Below are 18,730 nucleotides of genomic sequence, written 5' to 3' on the forward strand. Positions count from 1 at the left end.
AAAATCTACAGCGCAAAACTTATTGTATTTATCTTTCTAATAATCAAATGATTATAAAGGATTTTTGCAACTTACCGGCGATTGTTATTTGTTGAAAATAAAACTAAACCCGCACTTGGCCAAAATCGCTATGGAAAAAGCCGGAAAGAATTAATCAACAAAGCCTATAATTTTTATAGGCTTTGTTGGATATTGTTGAAAAATAATATTTATATTTGTCGTACTAATAATTGGCATGACATACGAGCAATTTAGCAGGTATTCCTTTCTGCTGGACAGGACCGCAAGGAAGGTCAAACAATATGCCCAGCAAAAGTTTAAGGTAAAGGAATTTGACATCACGGTAGATCAGTGGCTGGTCATGAAAAATCTGGATGCACAGGAGAAGCTCAGTCAAACAGAACTGGCGCATCTTGTTTTCAAAGATCATCCCACATTGACCAGGATTGTGGACATCCTTTGTAAAAAAAGGTATGTGGAGCGGATCCAGCATCCGGAGGACAGGAGGAGTTACCAGCTTCACCTGACCCCGCAAGGCAAAGAAAAGGTAGCGGAATTAAAGCCTCAAATAGCGCTGATCAGGCAAAAGGCCTGGGAAAATTTAAATGAAAAAGATTTTCATGAATTCAAGCGGATTCTTAACACCATATACAGCAACCTGGAAGAATAATATCGCCAATTATTTATAATAGTTGTTATACTAACTATATTTGTACAAACAATCGAATCCTCATGGGGTTCAACCATAAAAATCGAATAATACCATGATTACTACTGACATTTGTATTATAGGAGCAGGCCCGGTAGGCTTGTTTGCCGTATTTGAAGCCGGTTTATTGAAAATGCGCTGCCATTTGATAGATGCCTTGCCACAGGTAGGGGGTCAGCTTTCGGAAATTTATCCCCAAAAGCCCATCTATGATATTCCGGGTTATCCTGAGGTAAAGGCCCAGGAGTTGGTAGATAAGCTCATGGATCAAATCAAACCCTTCACTCCAACCTTTTCGCTGGGAGAACGGGTAGACCATCTAAGTAAACAAACCGATGGGTCTTATATTCTGACCACCAATGACAAAACGCAGATTCATGCTCAGGTTGTGGTCATTGCCGGAGGTTTGGGATGTTTTGAACCCAGAAAGCCCGTACTGGAAAATTTAGAAACTTTCGAAGGTAAGGGGGTAGCTTATATGGTTAAAAATCCCGAGCAGTTTCGGGATAAAAGAGTGATTCTGGCAGGTGGAGGTGATTCAGCCCTTGATTGGGCCATTTACCTTTCCGATGTGGCCCAGCGGGTGACTTTGGTACACAGGAATGAAACATTCAGAGGAGCACCGGACTCTGCCTCCAAGGTATTTGACCTGGCCAATGAAGGGAAAATAGATTTGATTTTATCTGCCAACCTGAAAGAACTGGGAGGAAATGGACACCTGGCATCGGTTCTTTTGGAAGATAAAGCCAAAGCAAAGATCAAGATTGATACCGATTACCTCATCCCTCTTTTTGGTCTTAGCCCCAAGCTTGGACCCATTGCAGACTGGGGTTTGACGGTGGATAGAAATGCCATAGAAGTGGATACCAGGGATTATTCTACCGGAGTAGAAAGAATTTACGCCATTGGGGACATCAACACCTACCCTGGTAAATTGAAGCTGATCCTATGCGGATTTCATGAGGCCGCAATCATGATGCAGTCGGCCTTCAAATATGTGTACCCCGATAAAAAACTGAGTTTTAAATATACCACTGTAAACGGAGTCAATTCATTTTAATCGTATTTTTAGCAAATGGTAACATTCACTGTAGAAGACCTGGAAGGCAATCGCCAGGATATTGAGGCCCCTGATGACATGGGGCTCAGTCTGATGGAGGTTTTAAAAGCATCCGAATATCCAGTATTGGCAACCTGTGGGGGCATGGCACTTTGCGCCACATGCCACATAGAGGTTTTGTCCGGAAAAACAAGCCTGGGGGAAGCCACTGATGTTGAATTGGATCAATTGGAAGCACTTCCGGAGTTTTTTCCAACCAGCAGACTGGCTTGCCAAATCAGGATAAGTGAAGAATTGGATGGGGCAGTCATCAAGCTAAGGGGAGAAGACAATTAAAAATCAATGAGGGGAACAGCCCAGCGGTTGTTCCCTTTTTTTATTCCGCTTTATTTTTGAATAGGCAGTTGCTCACCACCTCGCGGAATTTATCCTGTTTCACTGGTTTGGTGAGATATGCATCAAAGTCATGGTCCGGTGTAACCGTCTTTTCCCTGATGATGGCATTGGCGGTAAAACCTATAACCGGTATGTTTTTCCCATGAGGTGTTTCCCTTATGGCCTTCAACAATTCATATCCATTCATTCCAGGCATATGAATGTCCGTAATAACCAGATCTGGTTTTTCTTTCAGAAAAATAGCCATTGCCTGTCTTCCTTCTTCAGCCTCCAGCACCCTGGCACCGGGACTCAATCTTTCAAAATGAATTTTTACCAACATCCGGTTTACCGCATTGTCTTCTGCCAGCAGCAGCTTGAAACCACGGTGAGGAATTTCTGCGGGTTTTTTGGCAATAGGACGAGATGCTTTGGGCTTAAGCTCTATGGCCAGGATTTTGGTAAACAATGCCTTTATTTTACCTGGTGTCACAGGTTTGTCCAACACCCAGCTACAGCCGATCCCTTCATAGGATTTGATCGTTTCTTCCCTGTCGTTGCTGCCTACCACCGCCACGAATTCAACTTTATTTTTTGAAGGACTGGCAATGCGCATCATTTGCTCCATGGCAGCCACACTGTTTTTGCCCAATATCTTATGGTTCAGCAATACCACTGATATATCCCTGTTTTTCTCAAGTAGGGTAAATGAATCATTTACTGAAGCAACGACAATGGTTTTCAACCCGAAATTCATACAGTATTTTTCAATTGACCTGCCTGAATTTTCATTCCCGTCAATAATCAATACCTGAGAAAACCCCCTTATCTTTTTCTCAGTACTTTTTTTATAGGGCACCATCAAGTCAAAATAAAAACAGCTCCCTATACCTACCTCGCTCCTTATCTGTATCTTACTTTGCATCAGTTTGAGCAGTTTATTGGAAATGGTCAGCCCAAGGCCTGTTCCACCAAATTTCTTGGTTGTGGAAGAATCTGCCTGAGAAAAAGCCTCAAAAATCAATTCCTGTTTTTCCTCCGCAATACCTACACCTGAATCGATAATAGAAAACCGAATGTTACCCCTATCGCTTTCTTCTACATTTTCCTTCCATTCCACTTTCAACAATACCTCACCTGCCTCGGTAAATTTCAAAGCATTGTTGAGCAAGTTTATCAATACCTGTCTGAGTTTAAGTTCATCTGTTTCTATAACAGCAGGCACATTAGACCCCAGGTCCAAAATCAACTCCAGACCCTTATGGTGGGCCTGAAAACTTAAAACGTCCAGGATATTTTCAAGTAGCTCATGTAGGGGGACATTTTCGGGATGAAGATCAGTTTTACCTGACTCAATTTTGGCCAGGTCCAGCACATCATTGATCAACCCCAGTAAGGTATTGGCTGAATTCAGGGCAGTCTGAGCATATCTCAGTTGCTGCTCGTTCAATTTGGTTTTGGTCAGTAATTCGGTAAAGCCTATGACCCCGTTTAATGGGGTCCTGATTTCATGACTCATATTGGCCAAAAACTCGCTCTTTGCCCGATTGGCCTCCTCAGCAGCTTCCCTTGACCGCTCTATTTCCATTTGAAAATTCTTTTGTTGGGTAATTTCCCTAATCACAAGCAGGGTACCGGCAACCTTGTTATTTTCATCCTTAATCAGAGATTTGGTAAGCAGGTACCAGTGGGTAAATCCATCCACCCTCCTTTTTATTTCACAAACCTGAAAGTCATTCTGACCCGTAAATAGCTCCTTTATTTCAGGCCAGTTTTTCTCTATTTCCAAAATGGCCCTTTTTTCATCAACTTTGCTAATACCAATCATTTTTGCCGCTGACAGGTTTAAGGTTGCCAGGTTTTCGTTGCTATCCAAAACCAGTACACCTTCCTGCATATTATTAAAAAGGGTGTGATAGGCAATGGGCACAATTTTAAAAAGGTTGAATTTTTTTAGTCCAAAATAAAAAAAAACACTTGTTCCCAGGAAACCAAAAGGAATAGGATCCAGAAGAAAAGGAATGTTTCCCACTAAATAATAAATATACAACAATAAAGGACTGCATAAACCCAGGATGACCATGATCACTTGTCTTGAATCAGTTGGAGGGATTTCCCTGACTCTTTTAATCAGCAAACCAAGACTGACAAACAATAAAATCAGCGTGTAGCCTTGGTGTATCCAATAAAATAAGCCCTTCCCTGTTTGCATCACTTGAAAATGACCGTTGTTGGCAGTAATAAAAGAAGTATAAAACAACTGGTGCCATTCATTGGTCCATACAGCGATTAAATTCAGAACAGGAAGAAAAAACAAGGAAAAAATCAATTTATTGGAAATCCACTGACTTTTTCGGGTATACGCAAGGGTAAACAAAATGACCAGGGGCGCAAAAAACACCGCCCCCAGGTATTGCGCTTTGACCATTAGTATTTTTAATGAAACAGCAGGCAGGGTCAATTCCAAAAAATAGGAAAATGAATAGGCAAAACAAGCCAGCATCAATCCAATGAAATACCTGAATACCCTTTGTTGTTTCTCTTTTCTGATCAGAAGTGGAAACAAAACAGGAACGATAGCAACAGCCATCAGAACGAAAAACAATAAGGGATATTCTGAATACGAAAGCATAGTAAAAAAACTTCTTATTGAGAAGTAATATAGAAGAATAAAAACACATATGGTACTTTATTAATAATTATTTACCCGATATGGTCATATGATGGCTGAATTTATAAATTTTATCATAAACAAAAAGAGCCTTACAATGTATAAAAAGTTGTTTAAAAAAAAAGAAGGGTAAAAATAAAAACAGCCTCCAAGGGAGGCTGCTTTTATTTTGTTAAAAACCTTAATCTTTATTGTTTTTGTAGGATTGTATTCAGGTTTAAAGTAAACCATTATGCCTTCTGCAAACAAGACTTGTTTGCCCAATAGGTTGAATTTTTGTCCGGGCAGCAGACTTTTGTTTCCCAATCCCCCATAAATAGTAAAAAACGCTATACCAGGCAATATCGAAAAGTCGGTTGTTAGCTGTTTTTTATTATATTTATTGTATGAAATTTTTGCTCATTCTCCCTGGGTTTATTTGGTATTGTTTTTTACCAGGAATTGTGTGTGGCCAGAATTCAACAACATACAAACCCGTATTTTCTTATCCTCCTGATTTTGCACAGGAGTATCTGGATGAATTGCAGCATTTATCGCTTCAGCCATTGCAGCCGGACAGCCTCCGGTGGAAGGTACTATGGGACCTGGGGTATTATACACATACCAGGAATCTCAACCGGGCTTTGGCTTTTACGGATCAGGGGCTGGAAGAAAGCACAAAGGCAAAAAACAAGGTTTGGGAAGGCAGGTTTCAGTTGGTCAAAGGTGCCATTCTATTGAGAATGGATGAACCGGATCAGGCAGAAATCTACCTCAAGTCTGCTCAGAATAAAGTCAACCCAAATGACCTCTGGTTATTGTACACCAACCTGGGATATGTTTATGAGCGCCGGGGTGATCTGGGCAAAGCCTTTGACTGGGCAAAAAAAACCCTGGATTTGGGCATTGCCACAGGCGACCTTAAAGCCCAGGCAATGGCTTATAGCGACATCAGTTATTTGTTTTGGAAGCAGGAAAAGTACGAAAGCGGATTAATCTATGGACTCAAATCCCTGGAATTGTTCCGAAAAAGAGGGATTGATGATTTAGATTTTGACTTTACCCATTACGTCCTGGGAAACAATTACCTGGCCTTGTCTCAGACAGACAAGGCAGAAAGTCATTTCCTGGAAAGCATTGCCATGGGAGAAAAGTTTGGTTTTTACAATAACCTCAGTGATGCTTACATTTCACTGGTAACCCTTTACATCCATAAAAATGACTTCCTGGCGGCAAAAAAGGCGGGAAACAACGCTTTGTACTATGCCGAATTACTTGACAACGATTTTATGCAGATGAGGGCTTTACTCGGACTGGGGGAAGTAACCTATGCAATGGGAAATTTCAGGGATGCCGAAAGTTATTTGATAAACAGCATAGAAGTAGCAGGAGAGGATTTTGGGGACCATTTTTTTTTAAGCAAGGTTTATGAAAACCTAAGTAATACCTATGAAAAGCTGGGGAATAGCGATAAGGCTTTGTCTGCCTATAAGACCTACCATACATTAAATCAAACCATTTTCAATAAAGAAACTGAACAGAAAACAGCTACCTTAAAATCTGCCCTGGAGCTGGCTCAAAAAGAAAATACCATAAAGCAGCAATCCATTGACCTTGCTCAACAGAAAAAGAAAGCCACCTATTGGTATGTTGGAAGTATACTCCTGTTTGTATTCATCCTGGTACTTTTTCGGGGTTACAGGATAATCAAAAAGAAAAACCACTTGTTGGAAATTCAGAATAAAGAAAAAAGTTTTTTGGTTAGGGAAACACATCACCGTATCAAAAATAACCTTCAGGTAGTAAGTAGTTTGCTTTCCCTTCAATCGACCCGTATAAAAGACCCACAAATGCTGCAAATCATGCTTGAAAGCCAGAACAGGGTGCAAAGCATGGGCTTGGTTCACCAAAAGTTATACCAGGGAAAAAACCTTGCCTGTATAGAAATGAAAGATTATTTTTCCAAATTGGGAGAGGAAATCGTCTACAGTTTTGGTGCCGGAAATAAGGTAAAACTGACCTGTGATATGAAGCCCATGGAATTGGATATTGTGAAGGCCATCCCCATAGGACTGATCGTAAACGAATTGATCACCAATTCCCTGAAGTATGCCTTCCCGAAAGCAGCTTCAGGTCAAATAACCATTCAACTGGAAAAAATAAATCACACCTTAAAACTGCATTACAGGGACGATGGGGTAGGATTCAGAGAAAAGAATCCGGATAGCCCGGCAGGTTTCGGTGCCCAGCTGATTCAGTTGCTAAGCAGCCAGCTCAATGGGGAAATAAAAAAAATAAACCATAACCATACGGGAACATACTTCCTGTTGACCTTTCAAACAGCACCACAAACGGTTTACGCATGATAAAAATGATGATCATTGAAGATGATTTGATTCTGGCTGCGGATTTGGCTCAAAATCTCAAAAAGTCTGGTTATGAGGTAACCGGTATCAAAAACAATGGAGAAGAAGCCATACAGCATTTTCACCAATTTCGACCTGATATTTTGTTGGTAGACATCGGTTTGGGAGGAGGAATGGACGGTATTGAAACCATTAGCAGGATACAGGAGGTCAATGATACCACTGTTATTTTCCTTACCGGCAACAATGATGAGGCTCATTTTAAAAAAGCCAAAAAAACCCACCCTTTTGCCTTTATTTCTAAACCCTTCCGCTACCAGGAACTGGAAAGAACATTGGAGTTGGTCATGGCACAACTCAATTATAATAATGAGAAGGCAAGGCCTGCAACATTTAATGAAGAAAGTATTTTCATCAGGAATCACAACAAACTGGTAAAGGTGCTTTATGAGGATATATATTACCTGGAGGCAGAAAGAAATTATGCAAAAATCCACAGCAGGGAGCAGACAATACTGGTAGTTTCTCCGCTGAAAGTGCTGGCCAACAAACTTCCCGCTCATCGCTTTATCCGCATTCACCGGTCCTATCTGGTCAATATCCCTAAAATTGAAGCTGTTGGGGATGGTTTTGTTGAAATCAATAAAAAAACGTTGCCTGTGAGCAAGCAGTTTAAACAAGGTTTATTGAAGAAAATCAATACCTTATAGCAGCTGTTTATGTTTTTTTAATCCCTGCGAGGCTTACATTTAAAAAATGAAAAAATCACGAAGAAGAAATGTTATTTTTTAGATTTGAGAATATTATTTTTTTATATTTTATAGGTAATGGCTGGGTGAAAATTATTTTTTTTAAATTTATGATTGTTTTTATTGCACTTTTTGATTGATCAAAAAGTACCAAAAAATCAAGACAAAAAAATCCTTCCCCCCACAAGCCTTCTGCGCACCCCGGTTTTTTGTCGGCCCAGCCCTCTTTGCATATTTAAATCATAGGTCTCCTTTTTTTAATTTCTTCGGGAGCTGTACTTTATATGAAAAACAGTTTAAATTACGCCAACGTTAAACTTATTGAAGAAAATCAATACCTTATAGCAGCTGTTTATGTTATTTTTAATCCCTGCGAGGCTTACCTGCTCATTTGGATTTAAATTCCCGGGGACAGATTTTGGGGATTTGAAATCCGCATAATGTAAACATGCTCAGAATTTCAATCCAGATTTATCCTGGACCGGTAATGCAATTGTCAAAAAACCATACTAGTCCAAACCCTTCAAAATGGTATCCCTTAAATTCTCCCTGGCCTTTTCCATCAGCTCCGGGGAATTGAAATCCAGGTCTGGCAACCGCAACACCTTATCAAAACCTATTTGCTCTCCCTCATTCCCCGCAGAAACCAGCCAAATCGGCCTCCCCATTTTTTTGGCCATTTGCAACAATTCAAAACTGCCTTTTCCATGAGCGGATTGGGTGTCAAACTTTCCTTCTCCGGTAATTACGATATCTGCGGCCAACATCCGTTCTTCTACCCGGGTTTTGTCAAAAAAATACCTGGCCCCTTGTTTCATTTCGGTAGGGAAAAAAGCACTTAAGCCCAAAGCAATTCCCCCCGCCGCTCCAAAACAGGGCTGATCCTGCAGTTCCCATTTGCATTTCTTTTGGAACAAATTAAAAAGGTTTTGAGAAGCGGTTAAAAATTTTTGATGATCTGCTAAAAGCAAGCCCTTTTGAGGACCAAATACCGGGATGGCACCAGATGTGCCAAAGAAGGTATTGCTTACATCACATAAGCAGGTAAAAGAAACCTCAGGAAGTTTTCTTCCTATCTGAATATGCCTGATTTTATCCAAAAACCCTGGGCTGAATTGCGACAATTCCCTTCCTTTTGCATCTAGAAACTGAACCCCCAGGGCCTGTAAAATACCGGTTCCCATATCAACACTGGCACTTCCCCCCAGTCCCAGAATGATTTTTTCCGCCCCAAGGCCCAGGGCCTTTTGGATCAGCTCCCCTGTACCATAGGAACTTGCTGTCCAGGGATCTCTTTCATGATCTGCCAGCCACTTGATACCGGAAACGGTGGACACATCCAGGAATGCGGCCCGGGAAGCCTCGTCGAAGCCAAAAAAACCCTTCACAGGCCTGCCCAAAGGATCACATGCTGTGACCGGGATAATGTCCAGGCCCAATTGCTGGCTCAGCAAAAAACAAGTACCATCGCCACCATCGGCAATAGGACAGGTATCCACCTGGTCTCTGGGATGCAAGTCCAGGATCACTTTCTTGATGGTGGCAGCGGCCTCTTCTGCCAGCAATGTGCCCTTAAATGCATTGGGTGCTACCAGCCATTTCATTTTTTATCCATTATTTTCATTCTTTCAAAATAATCCCTGGTTGCTGCCACCACCTTTGGAGACAGGTAGATGGCCGAAATCATGGTGGGAAAGGCCATGACCGCATACATGCCATCCACAAAACTCATGACCACACTCAGCGATGTAACAGCACCTGCCACAATGGTGATCAGGTAAAAGTAATTGTAGTAATCTGCTTTATCTGCCCCAAACAGGTAATTGAAACATTTGTGCCCGTAATAAGAATAAGTAAACATGGTAGAGAGCGCAAAGATCAATACGGCTGCCATCAGCAGGTATTTGCCAATACCGGGCAAACCCTGCTCAAAAGCTGACAAGGTCAACAGCACCCCATCTTTTTCCCCGGTTTTCCATACCCCGGTAACCAGAATCACCAATGCTGTAAGGGAACAGACCACAATGGTATCGATAAACGGCCCCAGCATGGCAATCAAACCTTCCCGGACAGGCTCACTGGTTTTGGAAGCCCCATGAACCATTGGGGCAGTACCTATTCCTGCTTCATTGGAAAATGCCGCCCTTCTGGCACCAATGATAATGACCTGACCCAGAGCACCTCCCAATACAGCGTTTCCGGTAAAAGCGTCTTCCAAGATCACCATTAACATGGAGGGCACCTCACCTAAATTCTTGAATAATATAATGAATACACAAACAAAATACATGGTAACCATGAACGGCACCAATCTGGAAGCCACCTTGGCTATCCTTTGGATACCTCCCAGAATGACCATTGCTACCAATAACATTACAGTGATGCCTATGATCCAACGGGAAGGCTGCCCCCAATCCAGATCAAATGGCTGCAACATGACCACCCTGATTACCGCCGTTAATTGGTTGGCCTGAAATATGGCCAAAAGTCCCATGATCCCTGCCACACAGAAAATAACAGAAAGAAAGCGCCATTTCTTTCCCATCCCCTCCTCTATCACATACATGGGGCCACCCTGTACATGCCCGGATGAATCCTTTCCCCGGTACATGATGGCCAGGGTACAGGTAAAGAATTTTGTAGCCATCCCCACAAATGCAGATACCCACATCCAGAAAATAGCTCCCGGGCCGCCGGTACCAATGGCCAAAGCCACTCCACTGATATTGCCCAGGCCTACCGTGGCCGCTATGGCCGAAGACAATGCCTGCAATGAAGTAATATCACCCGAAGCATTGGGATCATCGTATTTGCCCCCCACTACTTTCATAGCATGCTTCAGACCTCTGAATGGAATAAAACCAGAATAAAGTAACATAAAAAAACCTCCACCCATCAACAGGACTAACAATGGAGTACCCCAAATCCAATTACTAAACTCAATGATTAAATCTCCCAATTTCAAAAATTTTTTTAGCTGACGATTGCTCTATAATAACCCCCACAAAGTAAGGATTAAATCTGTAAATACCCTCGAACCAATCTGATAAATGGGCTATATATAGTAGTCTATTTCCCCAAAGCTTGTTATTTTTGCAGGAAATCCGCTTAAACCAGCACCTATGCCCTCTACTACCCAGACACTAGTCATTAAAATCGGTTCAAATGTGCTGACCATGGCCAATGGCAGTCCTGACCTGCAGCGGATGAGCACATTGGTGGACCAGGTCGTATTCCTGCTGGAAAAAGGCCTGAAGGTGGTCCTGGTAAGCTCCGGAGCGGTAGCTTTCGGTAGAAAATCCCAGCCGCTCTCCCCAAAAACAGATGCCGTTTCCAGAAAGCAGGTATGGGCGGCCATTGGGCAGATTGACCTTATCCGTGCCTATAAGGAATTGTTTTCCGGTAAAGGCCACCCCATCGCCCAACTGATGGTCACCCGGGAGGATTTCAGGGACCGCACCCATTACCTGAACATGAAAAACTGCCTGCAGGGCCTGCTCAAAAACCATATTGTGCCGGTAATCAACGAAAACGATGCCGTGGCAGTTACAGAATTGATGTTTACCGACAATGATGAGCTGGCCGGCCTGGTTGCAGCCATGGTGGATGCCGACAGCCTGATCTTGCTTACCAATGTGGATGGCATTTTCAAAGGACATCCTTCAGATCCGGAATCTGAACTCATCCTCCATGTGGGACAAAAAATGCCCGATCTCAGCCAATACATTTCCACCCATAAGTCCTCTTTTGGCCGGGGCGGTATGTTGACAAAAATGACCATGGCCAAAAAATCAGCTGATTTGGGAATTGAAGTGCTGATTGCCAATGGAAAAAAGGACAATGTGCTGATTGCCTACTACAACAAAGACCTGAAATGCACCTATTTTGAACCCGGAAAATCAAAGCACAACCATAAAAAATGGATTGCCCATAGCGACAATTATTCCAAGGGAGAAATCATCATCAATGAAGGCGCTAAAAGGGCTTTACTTTCCGAAAAAATCACCAGCTTACTGCCAGTAGGCATACATGCGATCAACGGAGATTTCCTTAAGGGGGACATTGTCCGGATCATGGATACCTCCGGCAAAAGAATCGGTCTGGGAAAGGCGGAATATGGCGCTGCCACTGCCCGAGACAAAATCGGTTTGGGCGGACAAAAACCATTGGTGCATTATGATTACCTTTACATTTCAGAATTGAATTAAAAATTGTCCGCAAGCCAAATGCTTCTTATGAAAAACCAGGAACACATCTTTCAACAAGCGCGGGATGCCAGCAGGAAACTATCTTTGCTACCTGAAGGAAAAATCAACAAAATACTGGATGACCTGGCCATGGCCGCCATTAAATATACCCCGGAAATATTGGATGCCAATCAGGAAGATCTGGACCGCATGGATCCTTCCGATCCCAAATATGACCGGCTGAAACTAACCGAAGAACGGATAGAAAACATTGCGGAAGACATCATCAACGTGGCCAAACTGGACTCTCCTTTGGGAACAGTTCTGGCTGAAAAGCGGCTGTCCAATGGATTGGAACTCAAAAAAACCAGGGTGCCCATTGGGGTCATCGGGATCATCTACGAGTCCCGTCCCAATGTAACCTTTGACGTTTTCAGCCTCTGTCTTAAAACCGGGAATGCACTGATCCTGAAAGGCGGCTCGGATGCCTATGCCTCCAATGCCCAGATCGTTGAAGTCATCCATAAGGTTTTGAATAAAAATAAAGTTGATCCCCATGTCGTCAATCTGCTGCCTGCCGGAAGGGAAGCTACCAAAGCTCTGCTTGAGGCCGTTGGCCTGGTGGATGTGATTATACCCAGGGGCAGTCAGGGCTTGATTGACTTTGTCCGGGACAATGCAAAAGTTCCAGTCATTGAAACCGGTGCAGGAATTGTCCACACCTACTTTGACAAGTCGGCAGACCTGGAAAAGGGAACCCAAATCATCTTCAATGCCAAAACGCGGCGAGTCAGTGTTTGTAATGCCCTGGATTGCCTGTTGATTCACCAAAGCCGGTTAAAGGACCTGGAAGCCATATGCAAACCACTGGCCAATAAGGAAGTAAAAATATTTGCAGACGAGGCAGCCTATGAAGCCCTGGATAAAAACTACCCGGACACACTGCTGCAACATGCTGAAGAAAAACATTTTGGAACGGAATTTCTCTCGCTTACCCTGGCCATCAAAACCGTAAGTGGACTGGAGGAAGCCCTGAATCATATTGCCAAATATAGCAGCAAACACAGTGAGGCCATCCTGGCTACCGATGAAAAGACCATTGACCTATTTCTCCAGGCTGTGGATGCAGCGGCTGTGTATGCCAATGCTTCTACGGCATTTACAGATGGGGCACAGTTTGGCCTGGGAGCAGAAATCGGTATCAGTACCCAAAAACTACATGCCCGGGGCCCCATGGCACTGGAAGAAATGTGTTCCTACAAATGGCTGATCAGGGGTCAAGGTCAGATCAGGCCATAAAATATGGAGAAAACCCTATGGTTTACCTGCTGTTCGACCTTATCAATACCGAATCCGGATAAAAAGGGAGTCGCAAAGAACGCAAAAAACGAAGAGGGGTTTGGAGGAGTTAATGGTTAAAAAGGCTGGAAAGGGGCTGATGGAATCAAAGTTGCTGTTTGGAATCGGGCCCTTTTTTAGGTAGAACCCTGGTTGTTAAGGGTTAAACGATAGCCTCCCCAAAAACCCCTTGGATTTTTGGCCCACCCTTAACCCTTAACAACCCCACCTACTAACTCCGAATCCCTCAAAACCCAAAAACCCGGTTTCCAAAATCAATTAACCAGTTAACCAATTAAACCCTTCGCGTTCTTTGTGTCTTGTGACCAAAAAAAGAGACCAGACCCGTTCAGGGATTACAAATCCCGAGGAGCAGGGCTGTCCGATATTTGCCATGTCGAACCCTGGTTTTCAGGGTTTACAATTCTGAGCGTACACAGGATTCGTGATTAGTGGCTTCCCGAGGAATAGTCACACCCATTATACATTTTTGGTGCTTCATACCTAATATATTACTTATGATTAAATTTCTATAACTATTCCAGCATGGGTTGGTTACTTTTTCAGACCAAATATTATTTATTCCATGAACTATATCATTAAAAAAATACAAAAAACGGCAGGCAGTCTCTTGTTTGCATCGACACTTCTTTTAGCTTTTTCCTGCGGTCACAGGACCTGAGAGATGGTGCCGAATTACCTACTTTATTGGAAGGTGAAATTTTAAATGTAGATCTGGCCAATCTGAGCATTAATGAATCCGGATTGATTTCCTCCTCTTTAAACATTCATGCTGAAAAAGGAGTCATCCACGCCATTGATCAGGTAATCCTGCCAGCAGCAGACGATGCTACATCAAGTGCTACCATTACCCTGAACAATGTAGGTGCCTCTGCCTATATCATCGCATCTATTGATGGCGATGGTGCTACCGGAACCCTGGATGAAAATAATGCGGCCATTGGTTTACAGACCGGGTTGAGGTACACCTTTGTCAACAATGGCGGAGCAAGTCATCCACTGGACTTCAGGGATGCGGATGGGAACATTTTACTGGCCGAAGGCAGCGAAAATGGATCCTTTGAAGCCGATGCAACTGTTGGTTTTGAAGTGGATGGAGCGAATATTAGTTTCACCCTGACCGAAGAACTCGCCGCAGTAATCGCAGGCTACCGCTGTACGGTGCATGGGGCCATGGAAGGAAGCATTACCGTTATGGACTAAAAAGCAGAAAAAATTTCGTAGAGGAAGTAAATGCCTTTTTTCACAAAGTGTTGGTTTAGTTTAAAGGCAGGTCGAAGGACCTGCTTTTTTTTATAAAATTAATCCCCCGCTACTACGGAGCTTTGGGTAGGGGCGAAAAGATTGGTTCTCTAGCAGGTTTCTTTAGTGACTCAGAACTTACCGGGGTAGTATATCGGCCGTGCCTACGGCACTTTTGATAGCTTGGTTGGATCCTAATCCATGGGCTAAAACCCATGGTTACTAAATCAGCCGCTCCTACGGAGCTTTAGATAGTGTTGAAATCCATGGGCTGAACCCCATGGTTTCCAGATCGATCGCTCCTACGGAGCTTTGGGTAGAGGAGAATCCAAGGGCTAAACTCCCTGGTTACCAAATCGGCCGCTCCTAGGGAGCTTTAGATGGTGTTGAATTTACAATGGAAATACTTTTCCAGCATTTCTGAAATGCCGCAAAAATTACAAAGAAAAGATTCATTGTTGTACATTAAAACCAGTGCCGTAGGCACGAGCTATTTAGTAACCGTAGGTTTTAACCTACGGTTACGGGAAATCTAACCTTCCTTAAGTCCCGTAGGGACGGACGATACTTATCGGGGTAAAATCGGGATTGTTTAGAGGCCCAAAAGAAAATCCTGAAACTCCTGATTATTAAAATTACTCATGCCTTCCTGGTAAAAAACAATTTCCCCTTCCGGACTGACCACCAATGTGGTGGGAATGGCCTGGCTTTGCAGGGAGGGATTCAGCCCATAGGCAGCATGGATAACCGGAAAGGAAAATTCCTTGTCTTCAACAAATTGAATACTTTTACTGAAATCATCATCCAGTGCTATCATCAGAAATTCTACCTGACCCTCATCCTTTAATTTATCGTACAAATCGGAAATATGGGGCATTTCCGCCCTGCAGGGAGGACACCAGGTAGCCCAGAGGTTAATAAACAGGGTTTTGCCCCGAAACTGAGAAAGGCCAACACGATCCCCATATTCGTCCAAAAACTGTCCCGTATAGTCAAAAGCTTCCTTTTCCTTGTTTTCCAAAAGCACCTTAGGCTTGATCAGACCTGTGGATAATACCATCGATTGCAACCCTCCCACAATAGGCGTGATCAGTCCGGTAAAATACAAAAAGGCAAAAATACCCAGCATGATGCCCCAACTTTTTACTTCCTTTTTCCAGTTCATAGAATTTTAAATTTTCACAAAACTACTTTTTTTTAGTATACATTCCAGTGACTTTACACACAAGACTATGAATAACGAAAGTTTTCTTTAATTTTGTCAAAAAAAGTCTTATGAAAAACCTTACCTTATTATTTTGCTTTTTTATACTGTTAATTTTTGCAGGAACAACCAGCGTTAATGCCCAGATGCATGTCGGTGTGTACCAGGGAGGAATCCTAAACCATATTGGACTGGGCACCAATCCGGAAAAACAAATTTTCGGAGAGGCGCGCATTCTGGCTGGTGATGTGGTCAATCCTTTTATTGGTCTGGAAGTTATGGGACAGTATAACCTCAAACAAACAGATTGGTACAATGCGCATGCCGGATTGATGCTGGGTTATACGGAATTTGATGATGGCAGGTTTGGCCTGCCTGTAGGGCTTAGCTTCAAGCCCATAGCCGCCCACCGGCAGTTTGCGGTTGTAATGGAGGGCACCCCGATGTATGCTTTTGATTTTACTTTCAGGGCCTTGATTGGCTTGCGCTATACTTTTAGCAAAGCCGATTAATAGCCGTATTTCTTACCCCACAATTGCCTCAATTGTTTTCTCAAGTCGTTTTCCCGTGCATTGGCACCGGGATCATAAAGCTTGGTATGTTTGATTTTGTCCGGCAGGTATTCCTGCAGGACAAAATTATTTTCAAAATCATGGGCATACTGATAAGCCTTGCCATAGTTCAGGTCCTTCATTAATTTTGTTGGGGCATTGCGCAGGTGTAGCGGCACCGGGAGATCGCCTTCCTGCCTTACCAATGCCTGTGCCTGATTGATGGCCATATAGCTCGCATTACTTTTGGGAGAGGAAGCCAGGTAGGTAACACACTGGGATAAAATGATCCTGGCTTCGGGGTAACCGATGATATTGACAGCCTGAAAACAATTGGTGGCCAATAGCAGGGCATTGGGATTGGCATTTCCAATATCTTCGGAGGCCAGAATCAGCAATCGGCGGGCAATAAACTTCACATCCTCCCCACCCTCAATCATCCTGGCAAGCCAGTAGACAGCAGCATTGGGATCCGATCCCCTTATAGACTTGATAAAAGCCGATATGATATCATAGTGCTGTTCGCCTGACTTGTCATACAGGGCCACTTTTTGTTGGGCTACCTGCATGACCCGCTCATTTTCAATGACAATATCCTCTTCTTTGAAACTGTCAATTACGATTTCCAGCAGATTCAGCAACTTCCGCCCATCACCTCCCGAGATCCGCAGCAGGGCATCGGTCTCCTTAAGGATTACATTTTTCTTTTTCAGCACCACATCCTTTTCCAGGGCCTGCAGCATCATGGCTTCCAGCTCTTTTCTGCCAAGGGGGTTTAAGGTAAAAATCTGGCAGCGCGACAACAGTGCGGCATTGACTTCAAAAGAAGGATTTTCCGTGGTAGCTCCTATCAAACGAATGGTGCCCTTTTCCACAGCTCCCAGCAGGGCATCTTGCTGCGACTTGTTGAACCGGTGAATTTCATCGATAAAAAGCACCACTCCCTGCTGAAAACGGGCCTTTTGGATCACTTCACGGATATCCTTTACACCGGAGCTGATGGCACTAAGGGTATAAAAAGGTGCTTTGACCTCATTGGCGATGATATTGGCAATGGTGGTTTTGCCCACACCGGGTGGACCCCATAAAATCAGGGAAGGCACAGATCCGGAGCGGATGGCTTTAAACAAGAAGGTTTGGGGTCCCGAGAGATGTTTCTGACCAATCAGTTCTTCCAACCGTACCGGTCGCATCCTTTCTGCAAGTGGGGTTTGGTCCATTATCAATCAATGCTTTTTGTGGAATGGGGAAATTTTAAAGTGTCATTTTCCAATTGGAAAGCCGTTCTTCCATGGTTTCCAGATGCCGGTCATCAATGTCCAGATGGGAGACCATCCGGATTTGGTCTGCGCCAAACTTTACCGCCCTGATCTTTTTTTCTGCCAGTTTCTCCAAGAAGGATTCCGGACTGATCTTTTCCAATTGAGCGATGACAATATTGGTAGCCACCGGCAAAGTACGCTTAACATTTGGGATTTGTTCCATTATGCGGGCGATTTCCTTGGCCCTTTCGTGGTCTTCTTCAAGCCGGCTTACATGGTGGTCCAGGGCATATATTCCTGCAGCGGCCAGCATTCCCGCCTGCCTCATGCCTCCACCCAATGCTTTTCTTATTTTTCTGGCCCTTTTTATATCCTGGTGACTGCCCAGCAAAACAGATCCCACAGGACATCCAAGTCCTTTACTCAAGCAGATGGAAATGGTATCAAACATCTTGCCCCAATCGTGTGCCCTTTCACCGGAATGAATCAGGGCATTGAATATTCTTGCTCCGTCCAGATGCAATTTCAAGCCGGTCTCTTTGCAGAGCTGCCGGATAGGCCTTATCTCCTCCAACAGGTATACACTGCCCCCTCCCTTGTTCATGGTGTTTTCCAGGGATACCAGAGCAGTCTCAGGAGCATGGTCATCATCCGGATTGATGGCTTGCCGGATGGCTTCTGCTTCAAGTTTTCCGAATTCCCCTTCCAGCAGCCTTACAGAGGCATGGCTGTTGGACATGATCCCTCCTCCCTCATACAGGTAAATGTGGGAATTTTTATGGCAAATCACCTCGGTTTGCGGTCGGGTATGCAGGCGGATGGCGATTTGATTGGTCATGGTGCCGGATGGACAAAACAAGCCGGCCTCCATACCGAAAATCCCTGCCAGCTTGCCTTCCAACTGCCGTACCGTAGGGTCTTCTCCAAACACATCATCCCCCAGGCTGGCCATCATCATGGCTTCTTTCATTTCCCGGGTAGGCAGGGTAAGGGTATCACTGCGAAGGTCTATGACC

At 43.7% G+C, this 18,730-nt stretch carries 15 protein-coding genes; 9 read left to right on the forward strand and 6 right to left on the reverse strand.

The window, feature by feature from the left end; all coding sequences use genetic code 11:
• Positions 1-235 precede the first annotated feature (235 nt).
• The 3 genes from HUJ21_RS19785 to HUJ21_RS19795 all read left to right on the forward strand — a co-directional run bounded on the left by HUJ21_RS19785 (position 236) and on the right by HUJ21_RS19795 (position 2,105).
• Positions 236-670 (forward strand): MarR family transcriptional regulator, encoded by a 435-nt coding sequence (locus HUJ21_RS19785; protein WP_166150997.1) that lies wholly within the window; start codon positions 236-238, stop codon positions 668-670.
• A 94-nt stretch (positions 671-764) separates the two neighbouring features.
• Entirely contained in the window at positions 765-1,769 is a 1,005-nt protein-coding gene (locus HUJ21_RS19790; protein WP_166150995.1) for an NAD(P)/FAD-dependent oxidoreductase, read from the forward strand.
• Between the two features lie 15 nt (positions 1,770-1,784).
• A complete protein-coding gene (locus tag HUJ21_RS19795; RefSeq protein WP_166150993.1) occupies positions 1,785-2,105 on the forward strand; it encodes a 2Fe-2S iron-sulfur cluster-binding protein in 321 nt (106 codons plus the stop codon).
• A gap of 40 nt (positions 2,106-2,145) precedes the next feature.
• Here the strand turns inward: HUJ21_RS19795 and HUJ21_RS19800 are convergent, their stop codons facing one another.
• Positions 2,146-4,776, reverse strand: a complete 2,631-nt coding sequence (locus HUJ21_RS19800; RefSeq protein ID WP_291372253.1) for a histidine kinase N-terminal 7TM domain-containing protein — start codon at positions 4,774-4,776, stop codon at positions 2,146-2,148.
• Between the two features lie 425 nt (positions 4,777-5,201).
• Between HUJ21_RS19800 and HUJ21_RS19805 the strand changes: the two genes are divergently transcribed.
• Together HUJ21_RS19805 and HUJ21_RS19810 are read left to right on the forward strand one after the other, a co-directional pair.
• Positions 5,202-7,160, forward strand: a complete 1,959-nt coding sequence (locus HUJ21_RS19805; protein WP_291372254.1) for a histidine kinase dimerization/phosphoacceptor domain -containing protein — start codon at positions 5,202-5,204, stop codon at positions 7,158-7,160.
• On the forward strand, positions 7,157-7,870 hold the full coding sequence (locus tag HUJ21_RS19810; protein WP_291372255.1) for a response regulator: 714 nt from the start codon (positions 7,157-7,159) through the stop codon (positions 7,868-7,870). The genes HUJ21_RS19805 and HUJ21_RS19810 overlap by 4 nt, the downstream gene beginning before the upstream one ends.
• Before the next feature lie 548 nt (positions 7,871-8,418).
• Here HUJ21_RS19810 and HUJ21_RS19815 read toward each other — a convergent pair.
• Positions 8,419-9,513: a glycerate kinase gene (locus HUJ21_RS19815; RefSeq protein WP_291372256.1), complete on the reverse strand. Its 1,095-nt coding sequence runs from the start codon at positions 9,511-9,513 to the stop codon at positions 8,419-8,421.
• Positions 9,510-10,868, reverse strand: coding sequence for an alanine/glycine:cation symporter family protein (locus HUJ21_RS19820; protein ID WP_291372258.1), 1,359 nt, complete (start codon positions 10,866-10,868; stop codon positions 9,510-9,512). The genes HUJ21_RS19815 and HUJ21_RS19820 overlap by 4 nt, the downstream gene beginning before the upstream one ends.
• A 163-nt stretch (positions 10,869-11,031) precedes the next feature.
• Here HUJ21_RS19820 and proB point away from each other — a divergent pair, with 163 nt between their 5' ends.
• From proB to HUJ21_RS19835, 3 genes are all read left to right on the forward strand, one after another.
• Entirely contained in the window at positions 11,032-12,117 is a 1,086-nt protein-coding gene (proB, locus tag HUJ21_RS19825) for a glutamate 5-kinase (RefSeq protein WP_291372260.1), read from the forward strand.
• A gap of 27 nt (positions 12,118-12,144) precedes the next feature.
• Positions 12,145-13,395: a glutamate-5-semialdehyde dehydrogenase gene (locus HUJ21_RS19830; RefSeq protein ID WP_291372261.1), complete on the forward strand. Its 1,251-nt coding sequence runs from the start codon at positions 12,145-12,147 to the stop codon at positions 13,393-13,395.
• Between the two features lie 702 nt (positions 13,396-14,097).
• On the forward strand, positions 14,098-14,658 hold the full coding sequence (locus tag HUJ21_RS19835) for a fasciclin domain-containing protein (protein ID WP_366483755.1): 561 nt from the start codon (positions 14,098-14,100) through the stop codon (positions 14,656-14,658).
• Between the two features lie 631 nt (positions 14,659-15,289).
• Here the strand turns inward: HUJ21_RS19835 and HUJ21_RS19840 are convergent.
• Positions 15,290-15,862 carry a TlpA disulfide reductase family protein gene (locus tag HUJ21_RS19840; protein ID WP_291372263.1) on the reverse strand — a complete coding sequence of 191 codons (573 nt, stop codon included), beginning with the start codon at positions 15,860-15,862 and terminating at the stop codon, positions 15,290-15,292.
• 110 nt (positions 15,863-15,972) lie between these two features.
• Here HUJ21_RS19840 and HUJ21_RS19845 point away from each other — a divergent pair, with 110 nt between their 5' ends.
• A complete protein-coding gene (locus tag HUJ21_RS19845) occupies positions 15,973-16,413 on the forward strand; it encodes a hypothetical protein (protein ID WP_291372265.1) in 441 nt (146 codons plus the stop codon).
• Here HUJ21_RS19845 and HUJ21_RS19850 read toward each other — a convergent pair.
• Positions 16,410-17,672, reverse strand: a complete 1,263-nt coding sequence (locus HUJ21_RS19850; protein ID WP_291372266.1) for a replication-associated recombination protein A — start codon at positions 17,670-17,672, stop codon at positions 16,410-16,412. The genes HUJ21_RS19845 and HUJ21_RS19850 overlap by 4 nt on opposite strands.
• Before the next feature lie 34 nt (positions 17,673-17,706).
• A partial coding sequence (locus HUJ21_RS19855; protein ID WP_291372267.1) for a GntG family PLP-dependent aldolase occupies positions 17,707-18,730 on the reverse strand: 1,024 nt, incomplete at its 5' end.

It is taken from the genome of Cyclobacterium sp., from assembly GCF_014762705.1.
GTDB lineage: Bacteria > Bacteroidota > Bacteroidia > Cytophagales > Cyclobacteriaceae > Cyclobacterium.